The organism is Psychrobacter sp. Sarcosine-02u-2, from assembly GCF_002836335.1.
Classification (GTDB): Bacteria; Pseudomonadota; Gammaproteobacteria; order Pseudomonadales; family Moraxellaceae; genus Psychrobacter; species Psychrobacter faecalis.
This window is the reverse complement of record NZ_PJBX01000131.1, coordinates 1-26,870: the sequence shown is the minus strand read 5'-3', so window position 1 is coordinate 26,870 and position 26,870 is coordinate 1. Positions and strand designations below refer to the sequence as shown.

Below are 26,870 nucleotides of genomic sequence, written 5' to 3'. Positions count from 1 at the left end.
ACGATATAACCACCAGACCACTACATTTTATCCATACCTGCTTTATTGAGAGAATCTATTAATGAGTGAAGTCTTATCACTGTCCCAGTTAGAGCAATACCTTTCAAAAGCTGCTTGGATCCTAAAAGGTCCCGTCGATGCTTCAGATTTCAAGGTGTATATTTTCCCCCTCTTATTTTTCAAGCGTATCTCCGACGTTTATGACGAAGAATACAAACAGGCACTAGAAGAGTCTGACGGTGATATCGAATACGCATCTATGCCAGAAATGCACCGATTTGAAATACCACAAGGCTGTCACTGGAATGATGTGCGCGAAACGACCACTAATGTAGGCCAAGCCATTGAACAGGCGCTACGCGGCATTGAGCAAGCTAACCAAGGCTTTTTATACGGTATCTTTGGTGATGCTCAGTGGAGTAATAAGAATAAGCTGCCAGATAAGCTATTGATTGATCTGATTGAGCATTTCTCACAGTATCGTTTAGGCCATGAAAATGCCAATCCAGATATGTTAGGTAACGCCTACGAATATCTAATCAAGCACTTTGCTGACCTAACCAATAAAAAAGCAGGTGAGTTTTACACGCCGCGATCAGTAGTGCATTTGCTAGGACTTATTCTTGATCCGCACGAAGGTGAATCTGTCTATGACCCTGCATGTGGGACCGGAGGTATGCTATTAGAGTGTGTCGATAACCTGAAACATAACGGCGAAGACTTTCGTACGCTTAAACTCTATGGCCAAGAAAGAAATCTGACATCCAGTGCTATTGCACGTATGAATATGTTTTTACACGGCATAGAAGATTTTGAAATCCTGCGTGGTGATACCTTACGCGAGCCTGCCTTTTTCCAAGCCGATGGTTTAAAAACCTTTGATTGTGTCATAGCTAATCCGCCGTTCTCACTCAAAGATTGGGGCGCGGATAATTGGGCTAATGATCCCTATGGACGCAATATTGCTGGCGTGCCACCTAAAGGTAATGGCGACATGGCTTGGGTACAGCATATGGTTAAATCCATGAACAGTACAGGTCGTATGACCGTGGTATTGCCTCATGGTGCCCTATTTCGTAAAGGTGCTGAAGGTAAAATCCGTCAAGCATTACTAGAGCAGGGTATTTTAGAAGCCGTCATAGGTTTAGGTCCTAATGTATTCTACGGCACACAGTTAGCCGCATGTGTCATGGTCTTCAAACAAAACAAAGATGCCGATAAAAAAGGAAACGTTCTATTTATTGATGCCTCTGAACAAATACGTGTGGGCCGTGCACAAAACCACCTAGAACCAGAACACGTTCAGCAAATATATCAATGGTATAGCGATTACCAAGATGTCGAGAACTACGCTAAGGTAGCCAGTTTTGAAGACTTAAAAGAAAACGATTTCAATCTAAATATCCCACTCTACGTAGAGAAAATCATAGAAGACAACCTGCCCACTGTTGAAGAAGCTATGGCTGATTTAAAAGAAGCATGGCAAGCCAGCCTTGAAGCGGAAGAAAAGTTTAAAGCGATATTAAAGGAATTTTTATAATGAAGATGCCATCTAGCTCAGCAAAAGACAGACAGGTCTCTGTCTGGTTTCAAAAAATTCAAAGTGGTGAAATAAAACTACCTCGTTTTCAAAGACACCAAGCTTGGGATAAAAACAGAGTTTGCAGCCTGCTAGATACGGTTACCAAAAATCTACCGCTAGGCGTAACATTATTGCTTGATGTCGATAAAGAGCAGTTTGTATCAAGATATTTAGTTACTGCTCCGGAAACCCAAGGGCGTGTTACTGAGCACCTTCTAGATGGCCAGCAGCGTTTAACATCGCTGTGGCGAGCTTTGCACAATAACTATGAGGATATTAATTACTTTTTATACCTAAACGCTTACGATGAAAGCGTGCCCGAAAACGAAAAAACAGATGAGTCGGAAGTTTGGTATAAAGGTCGTTGGATAAATAAAAATGGTAACAGAATGCCGTTGTGGGTGGATGAGCCTAGTGAGTGCTTAAAACGTGGCCTAATACCCATGAACTTGTTTAGACCTGGTGATATTTCTGATGAAATTGAAGAGTGGATTGATTCTGCATTATCAAGTTCAGAACCAAGTATTGATGAAGAAGATTACAAAGCCCTATTAAAGCAATGGATGGGAAAACAAGAGAAGCTAAAAAACAAAATAAGGGACTTTAGAGAAGTCATTACGCACTTTAATCTTCCGTATCTTGCACTGCCTTCACAAACAAGCAAAGAAACCGCTTTACAAGTATTTATTAACATGAATACCAACAGCAAACCTTTATCACAGTACGATATTATTCGCGCAGAAATAGAAGGCGTTAAAGGCGTCTCTTTAGATGATTATCAAAATGAGTTAGACCAAAAATACCCAACAATTAAGCATTATTTTGAATTGCCATTTTTAATACTCGCTACCTCCGCATTAATACAAGGGAAGCTACCGAATCAGCGTGGCATGTGGGATATGAACAAAGAAGATATGGTCGATAACTGGGATAGGATGTCTCTAGGCCTGTCTAAAATGGCAACGTTTATGGAAAGCCAGGCTATTTATGACCGTGCTAGGTTACCCACCAATGCAGTATTAGCTGTGATTGCTGCATTATATGTTGATATACCTGAAAATTTAGACTCTAGAGGAAACTTTGAAATATTACTTAAAAAGTATCTTTGGTCTAGTTTCTTTACAGACCGTTATGAAAACGCTGCCGCCTCTCATGCATTTAACGACTTCATAATGCTTAGAAATATCATTACAGCAGTAACTAAAGCAGATGGCTCCCTCTATACTGAAAATGATGTTCAAGTTTTAAATCGTGATTTATATCCACTAGCAATTGATGATGAGTTAAAGCGGATTGGCTGGCCAAAACGCGAGAATATTCGCGGTCGAGGTATCATGGCTGTGTTTAGCAAACTAGGTGCTTACGATTTTGCTGATGGTTCGTCACTAACTAGACAACAACTTGTTGATGGCCGCAGACATTATCATCATGTGTTCCCTGATGCCTTATTAAAAGAAGTGGGAACGGAAAGTTACTTTGCACTGAACTGTGCACTAATTACCGATAAAACTAATTTAAATATCAGCAGTAAAGATCCACTCAGTTACCTGAAAGAACGTTATAACTGGACCAGCGAGGATATCGTCAATGCACGCCTGCAATCACATCTAATACCGTTGGATGAATTAAAGTGTGGGGACTACACTGGTTTATCTGGTGAAGAAAAAGCGGATAAGGTCAAAAATGACTTTGCTCAATTTATTGCTAAAAGAGCCGCTTATGTAGCGAATGCAATACACATTTTAGCTGAAGGTCGAGATATCAATGCCTCTGAAATTATTAGGGATGTTGAAGAACAAGCAAGTTTGATAGAGGAAGCATCAGTATGATGACCCAACAAGAACTAGAAAAGTACCTCTGGGGCGCAGCCACTACCTTACGCGGCACCATTGATGCTGGCGACTACAAGCAGTATATCTTTCCTTTACTATTCTTTAAGCGTATCTCTGACGTTTACGATGAAGAGTTTGAAAAAGCATTGGCTGAATCAGATGGCGATATGGAGTACGCCGCCTTTGCAGAAAACCACCATTTCCAAATTCCAGAAAGTGCGCGCTGGCAAGACGTTCGTGAAACTACGGTTAATATCGGTCAAGCACTGCAAGGCGCTATGCGTGCCATTGAACAAGCCAATCCTGACACCTTACAAGGTATTTTTGGTGATGCTAGCTGGACTAATAAAGATCGCCTATCCGACGCTATGCTTACTAACCTTATTGAGCATTACTCGCAGCACACGCTTAATTTAGCCAATGTACCTGACGATAAGCTAGGTAACGCTTATGAGTATCTGATTAAAGAGTTTGCTGATGATAGTGGCCATACGGCGGCTGAGTTTTATACCAACCGTACGGTAGTAAAGCTGATGACCATGATAATGGACCCACAGCCAGACGAATCTGTTTATGATCCAACTTGTGGTTCCGGTGGTTTATTGCTTAACTGTGCTCTGCATTTAAAAGATGAAGGCAAAGAATATCGTACCCTCAAATTATATGGCCAAGAAATTAACCTACTCACCTCAGCCATTGCCCGCATGAATATGTTTATGCATGGCATAGAAGAGTTTGAGATTGTACGTGGCGATACCTTGGCCAACCCAGGCTTAATAGAGAACGGTGAGCTAAAAAAGTTCAATGTAATATTGGCGAACCCGCCCTATTCGATTAAGTCATGGGACAGAAAATCTTTTGAGAATGATCCTTATGGTAGGAATCTATGGGGCACACCGCCGCAAGGCTGTGCAGACTATGCTTTTCAGCAGCATATTCAAAAAAGTTTGGACTTAAAGAACGGTCGGTCTGTGACTCTGTGGCCACATGGAGTATTGTTCCGAGATTTCGAAGCTAAAATACGTAAGGAAATGATTTCTGATGATGTAGTTGAATGTGTAATTAGTTTAGGTCCTAATCTTTTTTATAACTCATCTATGACTTCATGCTTATTAATAACCAATAATAATAAGACGCAAGATAGAAAAGGGAATGTACTTTTTATTCAAGCAGTTGATGAGGTGAGAAAGGAGAAAACAATAAGTTATTTAGATGAGCATCATATTAAGAAAATACATAGTGCTTATTTAAACTATGAAACTCTCTCTGGCTTTTCAAAGGTTATTAAAAACGAGGATATTTTAGCTGATAAAAACACCCGATTAAGTGTCCAGCTTTTCGTGGAAGATAAAGAGTCAGTAGGATTACGATTTGGTCAGGCTTTGTCTGATTGGGAAAATAAAGCTAGTGATTTGAAAGTATCCGTTAGTAAGCTGTTTGAAGCTCTCGATAAAGGCAATGAAAATGCTTAATAAAGTTATAAACCTAAAAATCGACAATATGAAATGGAATACTTTTCGCCTTGGCGAAATTGCTGAGGAAATTTCAGAGAGGGTTGATCACCCTTCAGAATCTGATTTAAAAAAATTCGTAGGTCTCCAGAACTTTATTTCGGGTGACTTGAATGTTAAAAACTTTGAATCAACTGAAAACTTAACTTCAGCAGCAAAATCTTTTAAAGCAGGCGATATCCTTTTCGCGAGAAGAAATGCTTATTTAAAACGAGCGTCCTTAGTAAACTTTGATGGAGTGTGTTCCGGTGATGCTTTTGTTTTACGTGAAAACCATGAATTAATAGAACCTGGATTTTTGGCATTTATAGTAAATTCTCCTGCTCTTTGGACCTATGCTAACTCTAATGCAGAAGGCACTATGTCAAAACGTGTCAAGTGGCGGGATTTAGCAGCTTTTGAGGTTAAACTTCCACCTATTGAAGAGCAAAAACGAATTAGTGATCTTTTATGGTCAAAAAACACAAATTTAGAAATGCTTGAAAGCTTGCTTAGTAAAGCTTTAGTAGCAAGAAAAGCATATTTTCAAGCTAAAATATCCTCTGACGAGTGCGTGAGAAATAAGTGGCATTCTGAAAAACTGAAAAACTTCGCTTCAATTGTAAGAGGCTCATCACCCCGACCTGCAGGAAGTCCGGAGCTCTTTAATGGAAGTTTTTTGCCTTGGGTTACTGTTGGGAGTCTCACAAAGAATACGTCACCGTTTTTACTTAAAGACCAGGTTAAATCATGCCTTACTGAAAAGGGAGCTCAGCAAACTCGAATAATACCACCTAATACAGTATTGCTTTCAAATAGTGGCTACTCACTGGGAGTACCCAGGATATTAACTTTCGAAGCAGGCGCTAATGACGGCGTAGCTGCATTTCTTGAACTTGAAGGTCTACAAAAGGAATACCTTTATTATTTTTTAGATTCGATTACAGATCACCTTAGAAACCGCATCGCCGCAGGGGCCGATCAACCTAATCTAAACACTACTAGAATAGGTAACTTGGAAATTCCAGTACTACCGATTTATATACAAGAAGAAATTGTAAGAGAAATGCTATCTTTTGATGAAACAATAAATTCAATAATTGTTTCTTTGAAATCTGGAAGAGAAGTGTTAATCGAGATGTTAAAACATATTTTTTCTAAGTAACGGACTACTAGAATGGCTTTTAATGAATTAAACAGCGTAGAGCACTACATCATCAATCAAATGAGTGGCCTTAATTTAAATGCTTCTCATGAGAGCAACCAGGTTAATGAGCCTCGCAGTCAGTATAGTGCCCAGTGGCAATTCCAATCCGCCGAGCAGCTTGGTCGTAGTGTTAATGAGGTGTTGATTGAGTCGCAAGTAAAAGCGGCACTATTGCGCTTAAACCCTGATATCCAAGCGAATCCTGCTTTGGCTGATGAAGTCATTCATGCTTTACGCGCTATTCTAATTTCGGTGAACCAAGTCGGTTTAGTCAAAGCCAACGAAGAGTTTTTCCAGTGGTTAACGGGCGAAAAGACCATGCCCTTTGGTAAGAATAATCACCATGTGTCTATTCGCCTAATCGACTTTGAAAACCTTGATAATAACCAATACGTCATTACCAACCAGTTTCGTATTCATTATAGAGAGACCAAAATACCCGATATCGTGATGATAATTAACGGTATTCCTGTCGTCGTCGGCGAAGCTAAAACCCCTATTCGCCCCTCTGTTAGCTGGCTAGACGGCGCGCATGAAATACACAATATTTATGAAAATGCTGTGCCACAGTTATTTGTACCTAATATCCTTTCCTTTGCTACTGAAGGCAAAGAGTTCTTTTATGGCTCTGTACGCTGTCCATTAGAATTTTGGGCACCTTGGCGTCTAAGTAATGATGACGATGCTATTGCTAGAAGCTTTGGTTTAGGTGGAGTGGCTAAAGAGTTAAAAGATCTACTTAACCCTGCACGCCTGCTCGATATCATGCGTAACTTCTCACTGTTCAGCAGTAATAAGAAAAAGCAGCGAATGAAAATAATACCGCGTTTTCAGCAGTATGAAGGCGCGAATAAAATCGTTGAGCGTGTCGTTGAAGGTAAAATCAAAAAAGGCTTAATCTGGCATTTTCAAGGCTCAGGTAAGTCCTTACTGATGGTGTTTGCCGCACAAAAACTGCGCCGTGAAGCAAAGCTAAAAAGCCCAACGGTTATTGTCCTAGTAGATAGAACCGACTTAGATACGCAGATAAGCGGCATCTTTAACGCTGCGGATATTGCTAACGTAGAAAGCACCGAAAGTATTAGAGAATTACAGCAAATGCTTGAGCGTGACACCCGCAAAATAATCGTTTCTACTATTCATAAGTTCCGTGATGCCAAACCTAATATGAATACCCGCGATAATATCATCGTGTTGGTAGATGAGGCCCACCGTACACAGGAAGGGGATTTAGGTCGTCAGATGCGCGCTGCATTACCTAATGCATTTCTATTTGGCTTAACCGGTACGCCCGTTAATAAAGCGGATAAGAATACGTTCTGGGCATTCGGTGCCGAGGAAGACCAAGGCGGCTATATGAGTCGCTATACCTTCCATGACTCCATTCGTGATGAAGCCACCCTACCCTTGCATTTTGAGCCACGCTTGGTTGATGTGCATATTGATAAAGAATCACTTGATAAAGCCTTTGCTGACTTTAAAGAAAGCCAAGCGTTAAGCGATGAAGACGCTGATGCTTTGAATAAGAAGTCAGCCAAAATGGCCGCCTTCTTAAAGTCGCCTGAGCGTATTACTAGAATAGCTGAAGACATTGCTATCCACTTTATGGAAAAAGTAGAGCCTCACGGCTTTAAAGCAATGATAGTAACGCCAGATCGTCATGCTTGCGTTCTATATAAAGAGGCACTGGATGAGCACTTTCCTGAAGCGGCCAGTAAAGTGATTATTTCTACTACCGCTAACGATGATTATGAGTTTAAGAAAAAATGGGGTATAGACAAGAGCCAACAAGAAAAAATTGTTGATGAATTTAATGACGCTAGCTCAGAGCTTAAATTTATTATCGTTACCGCAAAGCTTTTAACAGGTTTTGACGCGCCTATTTGTCAGACCATGTACTTAGATAAGTCCATGAAAGACCATACCTTGCTACAAGCGATTTGCCGAACCAACCGTCTATATCCAGGCAAGACTTTTGGCTGCATTGTTGATTACTTTGGTGTGTTTGATGATGCAGCAAAAGCGCTAGAGTTTGATGAGCTAGGTGCACAGCAAATCATTACTAACCTATCAGAGCTGCGCGAACAGCTCCCACAAGCCATGCACAATGCCTTGTCTCACTTTGAAAGCGTAGATAGAACCTTAGAAGGCTTTGAGGGCCTAGAAGCAGCACAGAACGCTATAGCCAATAATGAAAAGAAAGATGCTTTTGCGTTGGACTTTAAGTTTCTATTTAAGCTTTGGGAGTCGTTATCACCGGATTCAGTGTTAGATAACTATAACCAAGATTATAAATGGCTGGCTCAGGTGTATGAGTCGGTCAAGCCCGCCTCTGACAGTATCGGTAAATTGCTTTGGTTGACACTGGGTGCACAGACTACCAAATTGATCCATGACAACGTGCATGTGGGTAGTGTGCATGTCTTAGATGAATTTGTCATGGATGCAAATATCATCGAAGATATCTTCAATAATCCTAGTCCGAAAAAAGTAAAGCAACTAGAGAAAGCTTTAGTTGAGCGCTTTAAGGGTGCAGGCGACTTGCCTACTTTTAAGTCTCTAAGTGAACGCCTTGAGGCTTTACGAGATAAAGCTGAAAAAGGTTTAGTAGCTTCCATTGATTTTGTAAAAGAGCTTTGTAAAATTGCGAAAGAAACCGTTCAAGCAGAAAAAGAGCTAGAAATCGAGGTCCAAGAGAAATCACCTACATCGGCTTTGTCTGAACTATTTCTAGAACTGAAAACAGATCAAACACCAGCGGTGGTCGAACGCATTGTTGTTGATATTGATGCCATCGTGAGAATTGTGCGCTTTCCTGGCTGGCAAACCACTAGCGCTGGCGAGCGTGAGGTACAAAAATCCTTACGTAAAGCACTTTTGAAGTACAAGCTACACAAAGATCAAGAACTATTCGATCGAGCTTATGCTTATATTAAGGAGTATTATTAGATTCTTGAATGGTCATCGCAAATTAAATGTTAGGTTAGTTTAATGGATAGATATTTCTGCAAGTTTCAGTGTGTTAGAAACATACATTTTAGTATTTTTGAGAGCCTAACTAACTAGAGTTTAGTTACTAAAAATATAGCCAAGACCTCAACATGCAAAGTTTGTAGTTAACTTCTTAAATCTTATTTTTTATAAGGTAGTCGAGAAGATATTGGGATTTACGTACGTGACAACGTGAAAGCTATTAGCTACCTACCTTTTAACATATCGTAACCGGTGAAAGGTATTAAAAAGTCGCGGATAAAAATAGCTGTACGCCACACAGTGTATGCCTTGTCACGTTGTCACGCTAAAACCACCTATACTCCGCTACTGTGAATATATCAAAAGCTATTAAATATTCACGCTCTATCTAATAAGATGATACTTTATGAGTTATAAATCTCGAGTAAATAGCCGATGCATTATTATTTGGTTAAAACCTTAAAATCTAATTGCAATTCCTTTTTCTTGGCTTTGAACTGAAACTAACACTTAGATAGAGGCTAATTACTATAGTTAAAGTTATTATTCTCATTGTTAGTATTATTTTTTAGTAGTCACTTAAGAGTTACTCCTGCCACAGTACCTATCACTACCACATCTAACGAGGTAAGGTATTCCATTTATCGTATACACTAACCTTTTCTAAACGTGACAACGTGACAATCCTTATACTCTCTAGTGTTTAGAAGAATATTATCTGTGACAAAATTTTAATCATATAGAGCAAAAATCATCTTCTAGCCCGTTGACCATATAGCTTGTCACTCTGTCACCTTGCTCATACGAACTACTTGAATAAATCAGCTTGATAACTACTGCAAGCTACATAAAAAAAGCAATCATTCAGAATTACAAAAGGCTGTATCTAGTTTTCAACTAATATTATAAGTAAGTATCCCACATACTTCAAAATTCCTGACGAGGAATAATAATCATCTGTTATAGCCATATTTTTATCAGATCTTCTCCGCTTTTTCTGTACTACCCTAACCTCATAACCATGGAAACTCTCACGAGCACCAATACGTATTGAGCTATTCAGTCCAAGCTCTTTTTTAATATCACGCACTGCCTGTTCGCTATGTGCTCTAATTCGCCAATGACTGGCATCGATAAGCTGACAACCTACTTCCATGAACTGCTGTAGCATTTTAAGCTGAGTCTCTTTAATACCAAAATGAATCGATGAGGTGTTTAAGTTTTTTTTACCTGTAAATATTCCTACAAACGATTTCAGTCTAGCAGGCTCATCAATTGACATCTGATATGCTCGATCAAGCGCTTTAACTAGAACCTCTTGGTTTTTATGTCCCGTCGGCGCACTCAAAAGCAGCCTATCATCAGTAAAAATCTGACTGGCTCTATCGTAAATCTGTCTAGCATCATTGACAGCGATACCATGCTGAAGTGCGACCTCTGCCAACTGATCCGCTCTTTTATCAACACTTGTTTTTTGCAGCTCTTCTAACAGTGCAATCACATCATAAATTCTAGGATGGACAAATAGAGACGGTCGAGTATTCGCTGCGTCATTTTGTGTGTTTTGCTCATAATCTGTATTAGCTGGTGTTCTGTTATAAGAGAGTAGAGACTCTTTGCTCGCAACCTTATTGATTAAATAGCCACGCATTTTATCAAGATGAACCTGTTTGGTGTTAGGACTATAAGCTCTGCCATTCTGTCTATTCACCGTCTGATAACCAATACCTGTCACCATCTCAAACACGGTTATCGGCATAACAAGTGTGGCTTGACTCATTTGCCATCCAGCCAATAGATGAGCGGTATGCATATAATATTCAAACGTAGTATCTGGCGTTAGATGCCCTGCAAAGCTAGCTAGCCCAAACCACATCCCCTTTTCTTTATTATTAGCAAGCACGGCGCTAACGATAGATTCACTATGGGCTGTACCATAATCTGTCATCACCTCTCTAAGTGGCGAGTCGTTTAACACCAGGACCAATTGGCTAATTGCAGTATGCCGAAAGCTATGAAAGGTGAAATCATGGGTACTCAGCAATCTATCCCATATTATTTTCATCATATTACTAAAGAATACGGACGGTAGTGGCTGGTCACCTGAGCCTTGTGAGAATAAATAATTTCTTTTTAACCTTTTTTGTTGATAATAGAATGCGATGAAGGGCTTTAACTCATCATCCTTGAAAAGCCTGTCTATCGGTATCACCCGTTTAGAACTACTGCTTTTTAGCCGGCGATAGCGGTTGGGCTTGAGGATTATTTTTGGCACTTCAACCACTTGGCCATTAATAAACCCTATATCTGCAATGTCGCTAACCTTAATACCAATAATTTCGTTAATTCGCATACCAGTCCGATAAGCAAGCGCCAGTACAATAAAACATAGCTGCTTTTGTTCTATCTCTAACTCTGATGTTTGGATATAACTTCTCATCGCTCTATACACGCGCGGTGATATCATTTCAGCTTTGACAACTTGCCGATTATTACCCCAGGGAAAATGCACATAAGGCGCATCAAAGTGCATACGCTGATGATCATGAAATGCTTTCAAACGGCCATAAGTAAATTTCTGACTGTCTTTTAAACGATCAAGATAAGATAGCGGTTGACCAGTAGTATGGTTATCATTATCTATACCACTATATGTATCGTCAAACTCTGACGACTTGCACAGTACAGAAAACTTGCGACCATCTTTTACCTTACTTTGAATAATTTGCTCGTACACTTCCTCAAAGTCATTACCCTCCCACTGATCAATATCCTCATCCAACGTCAGCATTAGCCAGTCGCGACCAATACAGCCAGCATATTTACTAATAGTATTTAGTCTAATACTATTATCACCGAGCAATGATAATACCCAGCTAAGCAAGCGTCGCGCATTAGGCTGGCTAGCGTCTGTCATTAATATTGTGATAGTACAAATAGCGGCGTTTCTAGTCAATTTGAGTGCATCTTGCAGCTCTTTGATCAGATTTTTGCTAAAGCTTGGATAAACTGTGGCATCTCTCTTGTCCTGCGATTTTCCTACCGTCTGATAACTGGCATCAAACAGCTCAGACCACTCGAGTGGCTCAGGGTTTTGATTGATGAGCTCTCGGTTATAATGGATTAGCTTCTCAGTAGGCAAACCTGTTGTCTTTATATCATCTTGTTTCACCACGGCTAGCGCACCATCGATTAGACTACCCTCTAGCTGTCGCCAGTGGTAGTTGGCATATTTGATGAGCATTGAGTGCTGCGGGCGATCGATATCTTTATTGGTGAGTTTAAGCGTTTGTGAGATATCGTTGATTATGGTATTAAATGGCTTTATCTTGGCAGTGTTTAACTCTTTATCCTTTAGAGCATATAAAAAACATAGGCCCATATCATCGGGAATATAATCAACAAAACGATGTAAGCTTTCGCTGTCATCTAGCGTAGTTCCATAATTATCATCAGGTACGCTAAGCGGTATTATAGCCAAACATTCTACTCTGCTTTTTTCATCAGTCGCTGACATGTTAATTTTATATATACGGCGCTCACCAAATAGCCAATCATAGAGCGCTTTTAACACCTCAATGTCGTTGATACCGCCATACATGATGCTGCAATATAATAATCCCTCAACCAAGTCATTCATTGAAAAACGCCGTTTTCGTTGCCAAGACTCTATCATCATAGCGCTACTGTCTGCCACAGCGCACCCATTCACAAACCAATCATAATTAATGGTCAAGCGCTCACGAGTCGCCAGTATCGGTACAACAGGCTCGTTAAGGTATATCTGGTGAGCTTTATTATAATCACGAATAAACTCTAAAAATCCGCGCCGCGCCAATTGAAAGTTTTGAGCGGTATCGAACTTCTCCTCTAGTAACTGGTTAATCGCTTCATAATGATGCTGCAGCTCACAAGGCGATTGCATAGGATATTGATTGATATATTCTTTAATTAGGGCTTTAGCATCATACTTGATACTGTTTTTAGCTTCTTCTCTATTCAGCTGTCGCATTTTATGAGCGCTAATGTTATCCATATAGGCGAACCTCAATTTGTTTTAAGTGAAGGTCTGTAGCAATCGCATCTAAATGGGAACTGAGCTGGTGCAGCTGATTAATAGAGCTTGATGACATCGGATGCATAAATTCCTGATCAGGATGCTCATGACCATAAAGGGCACAAATCAGATAGTCAGGCACGCGCCCCGTAAGCATGGATCTCAGCTGATGACGCAGCCAATTATCCTGATGACTAAAAAAGTCTTGCAACTGGTAGCGAACTTGGCTTGGCGTAATGCTAGTAAAGCCCTTTGGGTTCTTTTTATAGAGCTGAATGAGAGGACGCTCAGATTGCAAGATGTCGTTGATAGGATAAGGCGCTGCTGGACATAATGGATTATAGATGGCGGCAAATTGCTTAATATAAGTCATATAGTTTTGTATAGCAGTTATCAAAAACTTGCTAAGAGGAATGAGCCTGCCATCAGACTGCGCATGACGCTCTTCTTTGTCAGATACCCATAATATACGCCGCTTCAAATCAAACTGATTGAGTAATCCTGGTGCATGTCTGACTGGGCGAATACCCGTTTGGATCAGGATAATGTGCCATAGCCAAATGCTATAACTATTGAACTGCGCAATATAGCGATCCATGTGGGATTTTAACTTTCCATTAAAACTCTCAGCACTGATAGCCAGTTGATTAAAGAACTGCTGGCACATTGTGGTCTTTAGTACCATATCACTACCAATATGGCTTCTATGCCCGTTCATCGGTACGCTACACTCATCTATTAAAAGTACTTTTTGCTCATCATTGCAGTATTCAGTTATCAGCTCTACCGCTTTTATATAAGTTTGCTCTAGCTCTACCGTTTTAGTGCTAGTGTAATACAGCGCAGAGCTATGCCTTACATCAACACCTGTGATCATGTCGGCATGTAGGGGCTTATTAAGTTCGTTTTTAATAAGGATAAATAGCCCGGCTTCAATATATTGAGGACTCAGTGCTGGCAGGTTCAATATATCTTTAGCGTAAGAGATAGCGGCTTTAACATTACCAGGTGAAACGGTAATTTTATCCTCAAGCATGATTTGTAAAGCTTCAGGCAGTGCGCGATAAAAGGTACTGCCGTTGCTTTGTCTGTGGGCAAGCAGATGACTTCGAGTATTGGTCGTCACATCGATCGTGATGGCGATACTACTGATTTTACGGACACGGTCATAGACGAAATACTGCCGTTGACTGCGACTGCATTGCCAATCAGCAATGATGCTATCAATACTAAGACCGCTTAACAGTGACAGTAGTAAAACTGCATACCCAGTACCACTCTCTTTATCAACATTCATAAAGCGTTGCCAAAGCGTGGCAAATAACATCTGATATCCGGTAATGCTTAGCTGACGATGATTGGTTGGGAAATGAAATTGGTTACGGCGGGCGTGTTGATGGTTATTTTTCAATCGCCATTGCTGCAGCTCAGAAGATTTAGCAATTTGCAGAGCTGGCTTAAAATCATTGTCTAGCAATGGCACTTCGTTGTCATCGGCAATATTTTCAGCGATTGCCACATTACTGTGCTTTTTTGATTGTTTCGTACCAAACACTATTCTTTGTAGCGGCTCACCATCGATATGCGCCACTATCTTGGTGACTGTTTGAGACAACTTTACGCGTTTAGTATCTTCATTATAGGTTTTACCAATAAAAGCCTTATTATCAATTGCTACTTCATAAGCCAACCTAATTTGACCAATTTTACTACCAAGATATTGGTTCGCTTTTTCACCTGTTGCCTCTTCCTGTTTGACGCTTGCTTCATATTGTCTGATATAAGGTAAACATGAGGACAAGCTATCGCACTGAGCATGAGTGCTGATTAACTGGTCGAGAATGCCACGTTGTGGATCAGAAGGTCTTAGCGCCATACGAACACGCACACCAAGCTTATCTATTTTGGCAAAGTGTTTGTTGTGGCGTACTGTGATCATAAATATCACTTTTAAGTAGCCACTCATAAATCGCCAAGCATTATTATTTATATTAACTTCGCCATATGCCTGATAAAAGACAATCAGCATATAGGTAACCGCCCACTCTACTGTTTTACCTTGCCGAATGATTTCTTTAATCACATCTTCACAGTCTATACCAGTAAGTTCTGCAAAATTCTCACCTGGTTTTAAATACAACAAACCAATATCATCATCTTGCACCAGACTAATCACATCAATCACGAGCTGGCGCATTTGTACGTTATGCAGTGAGTCTGTTGGAATAAGCTTATCCAACACTCGCCTAGTAGTCACATCATCAAATAATTTAGTTTGACTCATAAGAGGCATCCATCCAATCCATGTTTTTGTGCAGTCCCAACATCACCTCATCATTAACCGCCTTGCCCTGCTGATACTCATAAGCACTTTGGCTGATACCAGCAAACTGACAATAATTGTCTACCGTAAGACGCTCTATATTCATAAGTTCGCAAATAATACTTTTTGGTGCACTATTACTGAGTGCCTTAAAAAACTCAGGATGATGAGTCCCTCTTGCGAAAGCCAGCTCAACAACCTCACTCCAAGCCAAGTACTTAATGTCTTGTAAGCTTTCAGCCGCAATCAAGCAAGGCTGACGCAAACTAACCTCTTCTGTAAGAACCCTATCAATACGTCTAAATTCATTAAAAAAATAGTAAGCGCCGTCTGGTTTAGATACTAAGCGTAGCGGTGGTCGATAATAGTCATTAAAACTATTCATGTTTACACCAACTACTCTCGGTCTAAATTGTTGCCACATCAATAATGCCTTCTGAGCATGTGTATGAATAACCAGATTAGATTTACTAAAAGTTATAAACTTTTGAATAGGCTTTAGATGAATATTATTCATTTTTTAACTAATTATAGTGAATTATATTAACTATAATATGTTATAACCTACCAGCTGTAAAGACTTTAATATTTCTGTTATATTTTTATCTTTAATACTTTAAATATTGATTTAGAAAAATCTTTTAGACAAAAAAATACTCTCCAACCTATTATAAATAAAGGCTGAAGAGTATTTTAAAATTTCAATTCTAGTCGGGTGAGGAGGTTAACGTCTTATAGCAGTCGACCTTCCTATAAAGCTTAGTTTTCTTCATTCTCATCGGGAACATACTTTAAAACATCCCCTGGATTGACTTTTAATACCTGGCACAACTTACTCAGGGTATCGAATTCTATGCGAGTTGTCTCATCGTTATAAATTCTATGAAGCGTTGATTTGCTGATATCTGTCATTCTTACTAAATCTGCAACTCGCAACCTTCTTTCCGCTAAAAGCACTGGTAGATTACATAAAATCACAATAAAATCCTTATTGGTAAGTAAAAAATACTTGCCAGTGATTACTTTTCTGTTAAAATAATACTCGTTGGCAATAACTAAGTTTCCGTCAAAAACTATTTTGTGCTGACTAACGCTTTATTATGTCATAGACTCATCTTATCGCTCAATAGCTGGCTAACTATGATGGGTGCGACTCGTTCGATAGATATAGATACTATAAAAATGTGACACTAATCATAGTCATTCTGCCATTAAGAAGGAGTATATTATGGGCATCAGGATTGAATGGAGCATGACACAAAATGCTTGGGACAAACGGGTCTGTGAGGATTATTGGTCCTATGATCATAAAACTAGCTATGTAGATTATGTCCGTATGCTTTGTCAAAAATATAATATCAGTTCACACATATTATTTGAAACCATAAGCCAATGCTATGCTTGCTTAGATGATGTGTGCTGTGAATATTGCGGGAGCGCCTGTCCCATTGATGTACCTGCTGATATCGCCTATATGCGGGCAAAAGAGAGTTGGTTTTGTGCAGTATGCGAGCATGCAATGTGGAGAAGTGACTTTATTAGTAAATAAATAATCAAAGCTACTTTCAGCTAAAAAACTGATATTTTTATCTGACATAATCAACTCCTTTCACTTAAAACAATAACTATATTCGTATTCATGACGATTTGGTTCTCGTTGACTTTATCCCAGATAGTTTACGAGTAATTGATTAGGTCTCTATCGGTCAGATTTTCAGCATCGAATAGCTCATTTAACCTTGCAACTATTTTTAATAGCCAGTCCTCTTATTTATCCTTAGCTTTGCCAGCTCCACCGCTACCAGTATTCAGCGGAAAGAAACTACCCTCTTACAGTTTTAAATCCTGTTGACGTAGCTTAAAAAAGCGGTAGTGACTCATTATCATATTACTGAAATAAACCTCATCATCATCGAGCCTTTCACGTAGCATAGGTTGTAAATGGCGAGTATAAAGACTTAGCTTCTCTATATCCCTATTATCGTAATCGATAACCTGCGACATAAATTCGTACTGATGGGTTTGATAATGTTAATCTTGTACTAAGTCGCTTCTGCGTATCAACAGTCCTGTTAGTATTTATCATTGTGTGCTTATTAGGCTTTAAACAGTGGGCTAGTGCTAAAGTTCACTGATGAATATGCTTTTAGTAAAATTACTTTATGGATCAAGTAGTAATTTCTTAGATGCTTATAGCCTTATTAACGAGGGTTTTCGATTCTTATTTTGATGAACAAATGTCGATAATTATTAGATATAGGTAGTAGCAAAAAATGATGCTAACGCTATATACGGCCTATTGTTAGCACCTTTTTTTAGTTCGAGAACTTACTCAGGTGAGTTTGTCAAAATTGGGGTTTGCCCGCTATCTTCTTAACGGCCTCTGCTTTAAATTCTGTGCTATAAGTTCTGGTTTTCTTGGTCATGGTAAACTCCGATTAATAAGCTTAGTTTACCAAGTTTATCTCTACGGTTTCTTCAGCATAGCTCAAGTGTGAACAAGCCAAATTGGCGTTGCCTAATAAAGGGAGCCTCTTTTTTCCCTTTGCCACGTGGCGTACGAATGGCATCATAGATATAAGCTATTTCAGTCATAGAAAATTCCTTTTTTATTTTTAATAATGAGTTAGTTAAATACTACTGCATAGCAAAGATATTGATAACGGCAGTAGCCTCTTCTACTCCATAAATACCGCCACCATTTTCTTGAATAGCAATTCGCGCGCCCTCTACTTGACGCCTGCCAGCTTCGCCCCGTAGTTGGGTCACCAGCTCATAGACTTGACCTAGTCCGGTTGCGCCAATCGGGTGTCCTTTGGACTCAAGACCGCCTGATGGGTTGACAGGGACACGGCCACCGATTGTCAGCTCGCCGGCTTCTGCTGCTCTACCCGCCTCGCCATAACCGACCAGTTGAAGATTTTCCACCTGAATAATCTCTCCCATAGCCGTAGCATCATGTACCTCAGCGACATCTACGTCGGCCGGAGAGACGCCCGCCTTTTCATAAGCTTCGGTAGCAGCAAGCGCAGTAAGGTGGTTTTTATAATCCTCAAAACTGCGATCTGAGCTTGAGCGCACGACACTACTCAATAGCTTGATGGCACGTTTAGCATCACCCTTTAGACGCTTTAACCCTTCCGCATTACATAAGACCGTAGCCGCAGCACCGTCAGAGATGGGCGCGCACATAGGCAGAGTGAGCGGATATGTGATAGGTGGTGCTGCCAATACCTCTTCTATCGTATAAGGTCGTTGATACTGAGCCAGTGGGTTATGCACAGAGTGGGTATGGTTCTTTGCACAGACAGCCGCGATTTGTCTTTGCGTAGTACCAAAAGTATTTATGTGATGGCGACTAAAGGCGGCGTATACATCCATAAACATCGAGTACGGTTTCGGAGATTGCGAGCCTTCAGGACATTCAAAGCCTGCGCCCATCGCCAATAAGGTATCCCGATTATCCGCAACCGTACTTACATCCCAAGCTGAGTCAAAAGCGGCAAACATCTTAGCCTTATCCTCATTGATCATTTTTTCAGCTCCTACCGCAATAGCGATATCACACGAGCCACTTTTGATCGCCATCGCTGCTAAATGTAAGGCGGTACTAGAAGACGCGCAAGCCCCTTCGATATTAAAGATTGGGATACTTTGAAAGCCCATCGAGCGTAAAGCTACCTGACCAGGAATCATGTGTTGACCCTGCATAAAGCCGATAACACAGGAAGCAAAATAAGCTTGCTTAACTTGCTCCAATTCAGCACCGGCATCGGTCAATGCCTGTTCTACCGCTTCACGCACCAAATCCTTATAACTGCGCTCTATATGACGGCCAAACTTGGTCATGCCAACGCCAGTAATATAAATGTCACTCATAGGTCATTCCTTTGAATTAATTTTAGAAAGTAAATATTTATCCATCAACACCAGTTGTAAAGACTAGGCTGTGAATATCAAGTACCTTACTAAGAGATTTTACGAGCCTCGCTCCAGTATTTTTCACGCACCTTTCTACGTAGCACTTTACCAACCACACTAGTGGGAATCTGCTCAACAATTAAGATAGTTTTTGGCGCTTTATAGCTACCAATCAGGTTTTTAACATGCGCAATGAGCTCAAGATCTGTCAAGCTAACATTGTCTCTAAGAATAACCTCAGCATGTACAGCCTCACCCCACTCTTCATGAGGGATACCTACTACTGCAGCTAGAAAGACATCCGCATGGCTATTAAGAGCAGACTCGACTTCATTGGCATAAATATTAAAACCACCTGAGATAATCATGTCTTTTTTGCGGTCGACAAGATAAATAAAGCCTTCTTTATCCATATAACCTAAGTCACCCGACTTCCAAAATCCATTATGGAATTCCTCAGCGGTAAGCTCAGGGGCATTCAGGTATCCTTGGCAGACACTACGTGAGCGTACCCAGAGCTCTCCTGTCTCGCCCTGTGGCAGTGTATTGCCTTCACTGTCAACGATAACACACTCAACACTAGGTGTAGGTTGACCAGCGGAACCTAATCGAACTTCGTCCACTTCTGTTTTTATAATATGTTTTTGGGTGCTCATGTTCAATGCAAAACCAAAGTGCTCGGTAGACCCATATCCCTGTATGAATATATTACCTAGCTTTGCCTGAAGTAATTTGAGTTTTCCTGGGCTCATAGGTGCTGCGCCATAAACCACATACTTAAGCGTACTTAAATCAGACTCAATCTCTAGCAGGCGATAAAGTATGGTAGGCACTAAGAATGTCAGCGTAGCCTTTTCTTTTTCAATATTAGCGCAGTAAGCATTCAAATCAGGGCTGTTTTGGGTAATCGTACAGCCACCCGAATATAACGTTGGCAATACAAGCATGCCACTACCATGACTGATAGGCGCTACGTGAATGCATCTTGGTTCATCGGCCCATATATCCTTGTCATCAAAAGCAAAGGCCGTATCACGGCAGCTGAACCAATTATCCATAGAGTACATAGCTGGCTTACCTTTGCCAGTCGTACCACCAGTAAAGCGAATCAGCGCACAATGCTCACGATCATCTAATTCAAAATCAGGATTATGATCAGGGGCCTGATCTACTAGCTCCCAAAAATAAAGGACACCCTCTAAGCTATCTTCTGGCTTATCCATAACGACGATAGTAATGCCTTGCCCTATTAACATTTCATAATGTGTTTTGAGTAATGACGTTTCAATAAATGCAACTTTCACATTAGCAGCCGCCACCTGCCAAGTATGCTCTTCAAGCGAATCTCTAAAATTGGTGAAGGCACCAGTAGCGCCGCCTTTAAAAATAGTTGGAGCATGAATCAATGATAGATTGTCATTATCCAGAATATTGATAAAGCGATCGCCAACACCTAATCCTAAGCTGACCATCATATTGACGATTTGATTGGATAAGAGGTGAAATTCAGAAAAAGTATATCTGCGGTTACGCTCTATATTTACTAAGGCTTCACGATCTCCGTAACGCTGCGCGAGTGCTGCCATATGATTACTAAAATTAATTAACATGTTTATTATCCTTAATAAGTGGTAGTCCCTTGTTTATCTTTACAGCCTAATCCTGCTATCGAATCTCTTACATTTACCATGAAACCAAAGGTTATAACTTTTTAGACGATCTCTAAAAAATATAATTGTTTAAGCTAACTGGTAGTACAAGACACCGGATAGTTCTGCAGTCTCGCAAACTACTTCTCCAGTATTCACCAAATAAGTAACGTGAGCGAACGTCTCTTCAAGCGCTAAACAACGTGCAAAACCTTTTTTCTTTGCCCATCCCAATACCGAACTTAACTCGTTGACAGTGCGCCATTGGTCGAGGTTTTTCCGCAGTTTATCTAACGAGGTTTGATGGTGCTGCAACACTTCACGAACTCTTTCATCCCCATGATAAAACGGCTTATTATGTGCGGGTAAGACCAGTGCATTCGTACTTATCCAATCAATCATATCGCTCAGACCTGCTAACCAACCGGCTAAAGGATCGGTCTCTTGGCTCATATAATTTAGGCCAACGTAGGGCGTGATATGTTCGATGATTTGATCACCTGAAATCATCACCTCTCCCGAAGCCTTTTGTAAACAAATATGCTCTATAGAATGCCCCGAACCCGACCAAAGATGCCATGACTCGCCCCCTATTTCAATCGTATCGCCAGACTTGACAATATTTACCTCGGTGGGCAACGAACCAAACATCATATCTAAGTACTCCCAAACCTCCTCCAGACTTTGCATGTCTTCTAGTGAGGCATCCATACGACTGTAGAAATGTGGCAAGTCACTGTAATCTTTAGTACTGCGATAACGGTTCTCAAGCCTTGCCTGTAAAATCTCCTTTTCGGAGATATATAAGGGTGCATCGCTATAATCCTCCAACCAGCCAGCCAGTCCAATATGATCAGGGTGTGAATGAGTGATTAAGATACCGGTAATTTTCGCGGGGCTAGGTAAGTTCTGTATTAAGCTTTTCCACAAGTCACGGTTTTCATCGGAGGCAGGACCTGAATCAATCACGAACCAGCCATCTACATCCCTAATCAAATAAATATTTATATGATCCAACTTGCTAGGTATTTTAAATCTAGTCCATAATATTCCGTCACTAACGACTAGCAACTCACCAAACTCTGGTGGCGTAATGTAACTTCCTTGCTGAGTACTCATAAAACTGCCTTCTATTATCTAGCCTGCAGTATCGTCGCAGCATCGAGACGAATATAGCGACCATTCATGTAGCTATTTTCAATTAGAAATGCACAAGTAGAGGCAAACTCTTCCATATTACCCATACGTTTAGGTGCTTCACACATAGCAATAAGAGCTTCACTAACTTTTGCATCAAGCGACTCCACCATAGGGGTCGCAAACATGCCTGGAGCAATGGAATTAACTCGAATACCCAATTTTCCGAACTCACGCGCTGCCGGTATATTGAGACCGTTAACGCCAGATTTTGACGCTCCGTAGGCGCTCTGCCCAATTTGGCCTTCCCAAGCAGCACCAGAAGAGACGTTCACAATAACGCCACGCTCGCCTTTTTCATCAGGCTCATTTAGTGCCATTTTTTCAGCACATTTTGACATGACGGTATATAGCCCAATCAAATTCACATTAATTACTGCTTTAAAATTCGCTAATGCCGAAGCTTTGCCTTCTCTATTTAGAATCTTCGCTGGAGCTACAATACCTGCCGCGTTGATGTCGGCATGGATAGCGCCAAACCCATCTATGATGGCAGCAATAGCGTTATCGACATCTTCTTCAGAAGTCACATCCGTACGACAGAACATGGCTTTATCTTTGCCAAGATCGGCAACAGCAGCCTCACCTGCTTCTTGATTCATATCTAATAAGGCTACCTTAGCCCCTTTATTGCGTACCATATATTGAGCAGTAGCTAAACCTAATCCTGAGGCACCACCACTGATAACGACAACTTTATTGGTTAAATTCATGATTCATTCCCTTGTTTTCTGATTAAAAATTATTTGAAAAATAACTTAAGTTAATAGCCGCGAAACTCTGGTTTACGCTTTTCACTGAACGCGGTGAGACCTTCTTGCATATCGTAAGAGCGCATATGAGCACGGAACAACACTTGCTCCTGTTGCAACGCATCATCACGCGATTTGTCTGCACTGGCATTAGCAACTACTTTCATTCTTTTTAGCGCTATAGGGCTTTTTTCCGCTATTAATTCTGCTAGTTTTTGCACTTCTTCTTGCAAGCTATCGGGGCTAACAACTTTATTAACGAAGCCATAGCCTCTCATTTCTTCTGCAGAAAGGGTTTCGCCAGTGAAAAGTAAATACTTTGCAACATTAAGTGGAATTAATCTTGGTAATACTGCCGCACCACCAGCTCCTGGATAGACGCCATAATTAGCATGAGCGTCCCCTATGCGCGCGCTGTCTGCAGCTATCACAATATCCGCACACATAGCAGTCTCTAAACCACCGGCCATAGTAATACCGTTAATAGCTGCAATAACTGGCTTAGGGAAGTTACGTAGTACATCAAGCACGTTAACGGTTAAGCGATCAATGAAATCTGCTTCGCCTGCAGGGCCATCGTTTGAGACTAAGATTTCTTTAAGATCCGCACCCGCACAAAAGGCTGTACCATTACCGGTAATGACCAATACTTTCACACTGCTATCTTCAGCAATCTTTGGCAGTAGCTCTTCATACTTATCTATCATATTAAGATTAATGGCGTTCATAGCGGCAGGTCTATTCAAGGTAATCCAAGCCGCTGGCCCTACTTGTTTAAATTCTAAAGCGTTATTTTCCATATGTAATTTCATGTATGGTTCTCCTATCGAACGTTAATTTTGAAAGCGCTATTATTGGTATGCGTATTGGCAGCATATGTCTCTATTAATATTTGGTTATTATTTATCATTAAGTAAACATCTCATAATTAATCAAGCTGCTTAGAATGAACCAAAGACAGTTCCTAAGGTAATAACAGCAATGATGGCAATTATCGGGATAGCAATAGTAACCGCCGCCACGTTGAGATAAGCCTGCTTATGAGTAAGACCACAAATACCTAGCATAGTAATTACAGCACCATTATGCGGCAGACTGTCTAGACCGCCGGAGGCCATAACGGCGACTCGATGCATCAGCTCTGGATCAATACCTGCTGAGACGGCCATGCGTAGATAATCTTCACCTAGAGTCGCTAAGGCAATGCTTAAACCGCCAGACGATGAACCAGTAATTCCTGCCAACGTCGTCATGGCTATAGCTTCTGAAATTAATGGATTATTAGGACTTATATTTAAAATACTGTCGCGAATAATGATAAAGCCTGCTAACGAAGCAATGACAGCACCGTACCCTACTTCAGAGCCGGTATTGAAAATAGGTAACATGGAGTCATACGTACCATTATTAATAGTTTTTTGTAGATTGTGCCAATGCCCAACTCGCATTATAATCAAGACCAAACAGGCAATAACTAACGAGATAATAATAGACCATAATCCTAATGAGCCAGCAATATTCAGATCAGGGAACTGAGTCTGTAGCGCACTGAAGTCAATCGAAGGAAAGATAGCGTAAACCAGTAACGCATTAATCCCAATAACCAATATCAGCGGTATGATAACCATCGTAAATGAAATTGGGGCTTTTTCCTTAACTGTATGACCCGTTACGAACTCTTCGCCTTGAGTGGTATTATTTTGAGAAATATCACTTTTCGCAACATTAATACCCCCCTTCGAAACCATCCTTATGCTGACCATAACCTTCACCAGCCGATTTAGCTTTGTTTGCTCGTGACTGTACCCACCACCAACCCAGCACGAACATAATTATCCCGCCGATAACACCTAAGATAGGAGCGGCAAAAAGATTGGTATTGTAGTAAGGAATAGGAATAGCGTTTTGAATAGCAGGTGTACCTGGCAGTGCCGTCAAGGTAAAAGTAAAAGACCCTACCGAAATCGCTGCTGGGATTAGACGCTTAGGAATATCTGCAATCTTGAATAAGTTCTTGGCTACCGGATAGATAGCAAATACTACAACAAAACCAGATACCCCACCATAAGTTAATAATGCACATACTAAAATAATGGCTAGAATAGCTTTGCTTGACCCTAACTTCTTGACGATCGCATTAGCAATGACTGTGGCCGCTCCCGAATCTCCCATTAAGCGCCCAAACATAGCACCTAATAAAAATATTGGGAAAAACTTGAGTAAGAATCCACTTAATCCACCCATAAATATATCGGTATAAGCAGGGATACTGCTTAAAAAATCACCTGATAAAAATACGGCTAACACTGCCAATATCGGCGCCAAAATCAACACAGAATATCCACGATAAGCAAAGAACATCAATAACAGTAAAGTTATGATAATAGCAATGGTACTAAACATGATGGCCTCTCCTTGGCATACATCAATAAACCAGATACTAAGAGTTTTTTAATCGTTAAAATCAGTCTAATCGTTCAGGTCAAGCTAATTGTTATGCATTAACCCACGGTTTAGGTCGATTAAGCATGTTCCTTACAACTTGCTGACTGGCTACTGACTCAGTACTATTTATTACTAGTTGATTAAAAAACTCAGCTTTGTTTTACCCATACTTTCTCTTATTGGGACACTATTGCGTCGAGTAAATTTATCTAAAGGCTTGAATACCAGTCAGCGAACGCGCTATCAATAACTTTTGGATTTCAGTAGTGCCATCGGGGATGGTGCCAATAATTGCTTCTCGAGCTAAACGTTCAACAATATACTCTTTGGTAACGCCATTGCCGCCATGAATCTGCACAGCATCACGGCAAACTTTGACCGCCATTTCGGTGCTATACCATTTAGCCATCGCACACTCTTTATCACAACGTATACCATGATCGATCATAGTGGCGGCTCTTAGCGTTAGTAATCTAGAGGCATCTATTTTAGTAGCCATATCAGCGATTTTATCCGCTATTAATTGATGACCCGCGATCAACTTGCCGTGTTGGAAACGCTCTTGGCTATACTTAATAGACTCTTCCATTGATCTACGAGCAATAGAGTAACCCCAAGCTGCCATATGACAGCGCGCACGTTCAAAAGTCACAAGCGTATTCTTCAACCCAGAGCCCAATTCACCAATAGTATTGCTCACAGGGACTCGCACATCACCAAAAAATACTTGTGCCGTTGACTGACCATTTAAAGCCATTTTTTTAATACCGCGTACTTCAATGCCTGATGTGGTCATATCTACCAAAATATGGGTCAATTCGCCCTCAGCAGTTTTGCATGTGCATATAAAGATATCCATATGCTCGCCGTTTGAGATCCAGGTTTTTTCTCCATTGATAATCCAGTCGTCGCCATCACGCACTGCTCGAGTCCTTGCGGCAGCTACATCAGACCCTGCGTCAGGCTCAGATATCCCGATGCCTATAAACAAATCACCTGAAAGCAGACCCGGCACATACTTTTCTTTGATATGCTCTGGAGCATTTCTAATCAACAGATCAGCGCCAGAAACATTAATTAGGATAGGTAATGCCAAATCTATTGAGCTAACACCCACTTCTTCCCAAAGTAACAAGTGCGTCACCCAATCCAAGCCTAAACCACCCCACCTCTCAGGAAAGGGCGCTTTGATTAGGCCGTATTCTGTCAAAGTCTTAACAAAGCCTTTTAACATCTCTTTAGGAATGAAACCTTCTCCGTGAGCACGCAGCTTTGGTTCAATTTCATTATCCAGAACTTTACGCAAGCCGTCAGTGGCCATTTTCTGCTCTTCTGTCATTAACATGGTCATGGCTTCCTTTCCTAGTTTAGTGTGTTTGAAAACCTTCAAAATACTGGTTTTCATATTTCATAATCGCATTATATAAAATAATGATAATAAA

At 40.6% G+C, this 26,870-nt stretch carries 16 protein-coding genes and 1 pseudogene; 5 read left to right on the top strand and 12 right to left on the bottom strand.

Annotated features, from left to right (window positions below; translation table 11 throughout):
• The first annotated feature begins 61 nt into the window (after positions 1 to 61).
• From CXF58_RS04675 to CXF58_RS04655, 5 genes are read left to right on the top strand one after another with little or no spacing between them, the layout of a single operon-like run.
• Positions 62 to 1,540, top strand: a complete 1,479-nt coding sequence (locus CXF58_RS04675) for a type I restriction-modification system subunit M (RefSeq protein ID WP_025650699.1) — start codon at positions 62 to 64, stop codon at positions 1,538 to 1,540.
• Entirely contained in the window at positions 1,540 to 3,411 is a 1,872-nt protein-coding gene (locus CXF58_RS04670) for a GmrSD restriction endonuclease domain-containing protein (protein WP_037024872.1), read from the top strand. The genes CXF58_RS04675 and CXF58_RS04670 overlap by 1 nt, the downstream gene beginning before the upstream one ends.
• A complete protein-coding gene (locus tag CXF58_RS04665; protein WP_101212834.1) occupies positions 3,408 to 4,886 on the top strand; it encodes a type I restriction-modification system subunit M in 1,479 nt (492 codons plus the stop codon). The genes CXF58_RS04670 and CXF58_RS04665 overlap by 4 nt, the downstream gene beginning before the upstream one ends.
• Positions 4,879 to 6,069: a restriction endonuclease subunit S gene (locus CXF58_RS04660; RefSeq protein WP_025650702.1), complete on the top strand. Its 1,191-nt coding sequence runs from the start codon at positions 4,879 to 4,881 to the stop codon at positions 6,067 to 6,069. The genes CXF58_RS04665 and CXF58_RS04660 overlap by 8 nt, the downstream gene beginning before the upstream one ends.
• A 12-nt stretch (positions 6,070 to 6,081) precedes the next feature.
• A complete protein-coding gene (locus tag CXF58_RS04655) occupies positions 6,082 to 9,060 on the top strand; it encodes a type I restriction endonuclease subunit R (protein ID WP_025650703.1) in 2,979 nt (992 codons plus the stop codon).
• Positions 9,061 to 9,970: 910 nt separating this feature from the next.
• On the opposite strand, the gene CXF58_RS04650 is transcribed toward CXF58_RS04655, so the two are convergent.
• The 12 genes and pseudogenes from CXF58_RS04650 to CXF58_RS04595 all read right to left on the bottom strand — a co-directional run bounded on the left by CXF58_RS04650 (position 9,971) and on the right by CXF58_RS04595 (position 26,779).
• A complete protein-coding gene (locus CXF58_RS04650) occupies positions 9,971 to 13,120 on the bottom strand; it encodes a tyrosine-type recombinase/integrase (protein ID WP_025650704.1) in 3,150 nt (1,049 codons plus the stop codon).
• Complete coding sequence (locus CXF58_RS04645) at positions 13,113 to 15,425, bottom strand: hypothetical protein (RefSeq protein WP_025650705.1); 2,313 nt, start codon at positions 15,423 to 15,425, stop codon at positions 13,113 to 13,115. The genes CXF58_RS04650 and CXF58_RS04645 overlap by 8 nt, the downstream gene beginning before the upstream one ends.
• Complete coding sequence (locus CXF58_RS04640; RefSeq protein WP_025650706.1) at positions 15,412 to 15,849, bottom strand: hypothetical protein; 438 nt, start codon at positions 15,847 to 15,849, stop codon at positions 15,412 to 15,414. Before CXF58_RS04640 ends, CXF58_RS04645 begins: the two co-directional genes overlap by 14 nt.
• Positions 15,850 to 16,223: 374 nt before the next feature.
• Entirely contained in the window at positions 16,224 to 16,442 is a 219-nt protein-coding gene (locus CXF58_RS04635; protein WP_025650707.1) for a helix-turn-helix domain-containing protein, read from the bottom strand.
• Between the two features lie 427 nt (positions 16,443 to 16,869).
• Complete coding sequence (locus CXF58_RS13835; RefSeq protein ID WP_156915590.1) at positions 16,870 to 17,061, bottom strand: hypothetical protein; 192 nt, start codon at positions 17,059 to 17,061, stop codon at positions 16,870 to 16,872.
• Positions 17,062 to 18,101: 1,040 nt separating this feature from the next.
• Positions 18,102 to 19,343, bottom strand: coding sequence for a thiolase family protein (locus CXF58_RS04625; protein ID WP_025650710.1), 1,242 nt, complete (start codon positions 19,341 to 19,343; stop codon positions 18,102 to 18,104).
• A gap of 89 nt (positions 19,344 to 19,432) precedes the next feature.
• Positions 19,433 to 20,995, bottom strand: coding sequence for a class I adenylate-forming enzyme family protein (locus CXF58_RS04620; RefSeq protein WP_025650711.1), 1,563 nt, complete (start codon positions 20,993 to 20,995; stop codon positions 19,433 to 19,435).
• 129 nt (positions 20,996 to 21,124) lie between these two features.
• Positions 21,125 to 22,153: an MBL fold metallo-hydrolase gene (locus CXF58_RS04615; protein ID WP_025650712.1), complete on the bottom strand. Its 1,029-nt coding sequence runs from the start codon at positions 22,151 to 22,153 to the stop codon at positions 21,125 to 21,127.
• Positions 22,154 to 22,167: 14 nt separating this feature from the next.
• Entirely contained in the window at positions 22,168 to 22,944 is a 777-nt protein-coding gene (locus CXF58_RS04610; RefSeq protein ID WP_025650713.1) for an SDR family NAD(P)-dependent oxidoreductase, read from the bottom strand.
• Positions 22,945 to 22,994: 50 nt separating this feature from the next.
• Positions 22,995 to 23,795, bottom strand: a complete 801-nt coding sequence (locus CXF58_RS04605) for an enoyl-CoA hydratase/isomerase family protein (RefSeq protein ID WP_228706538.1) — start codon at positions 23,793 to 23,795, stop codon at positions 22,995 to 22,997.
• Positions 23,796 to 23,924: 129 nt separating this feature from the next.
• Positions 23,925 to 25,386 (bottom strand): annotated as a pseudogene (locus CXF58_RS04600) (GntP family permease).
• 247 nt (positions 25,387 to 25,633) lie between these two features.
• Positions 25,634 to 26,779, bottom strand: coding sequence for an acyl-CoA dehydrogenase family protein (locus CXF58_RS04595; RefSeq protein WP_101212836.1), 1,146 nt, complete (start codon positions 26,777 to 26,779; stop codon positions 25,634 to 25,636).
• Positions 26,780 to 26,870: the final 91 nt, after the last annotated feature.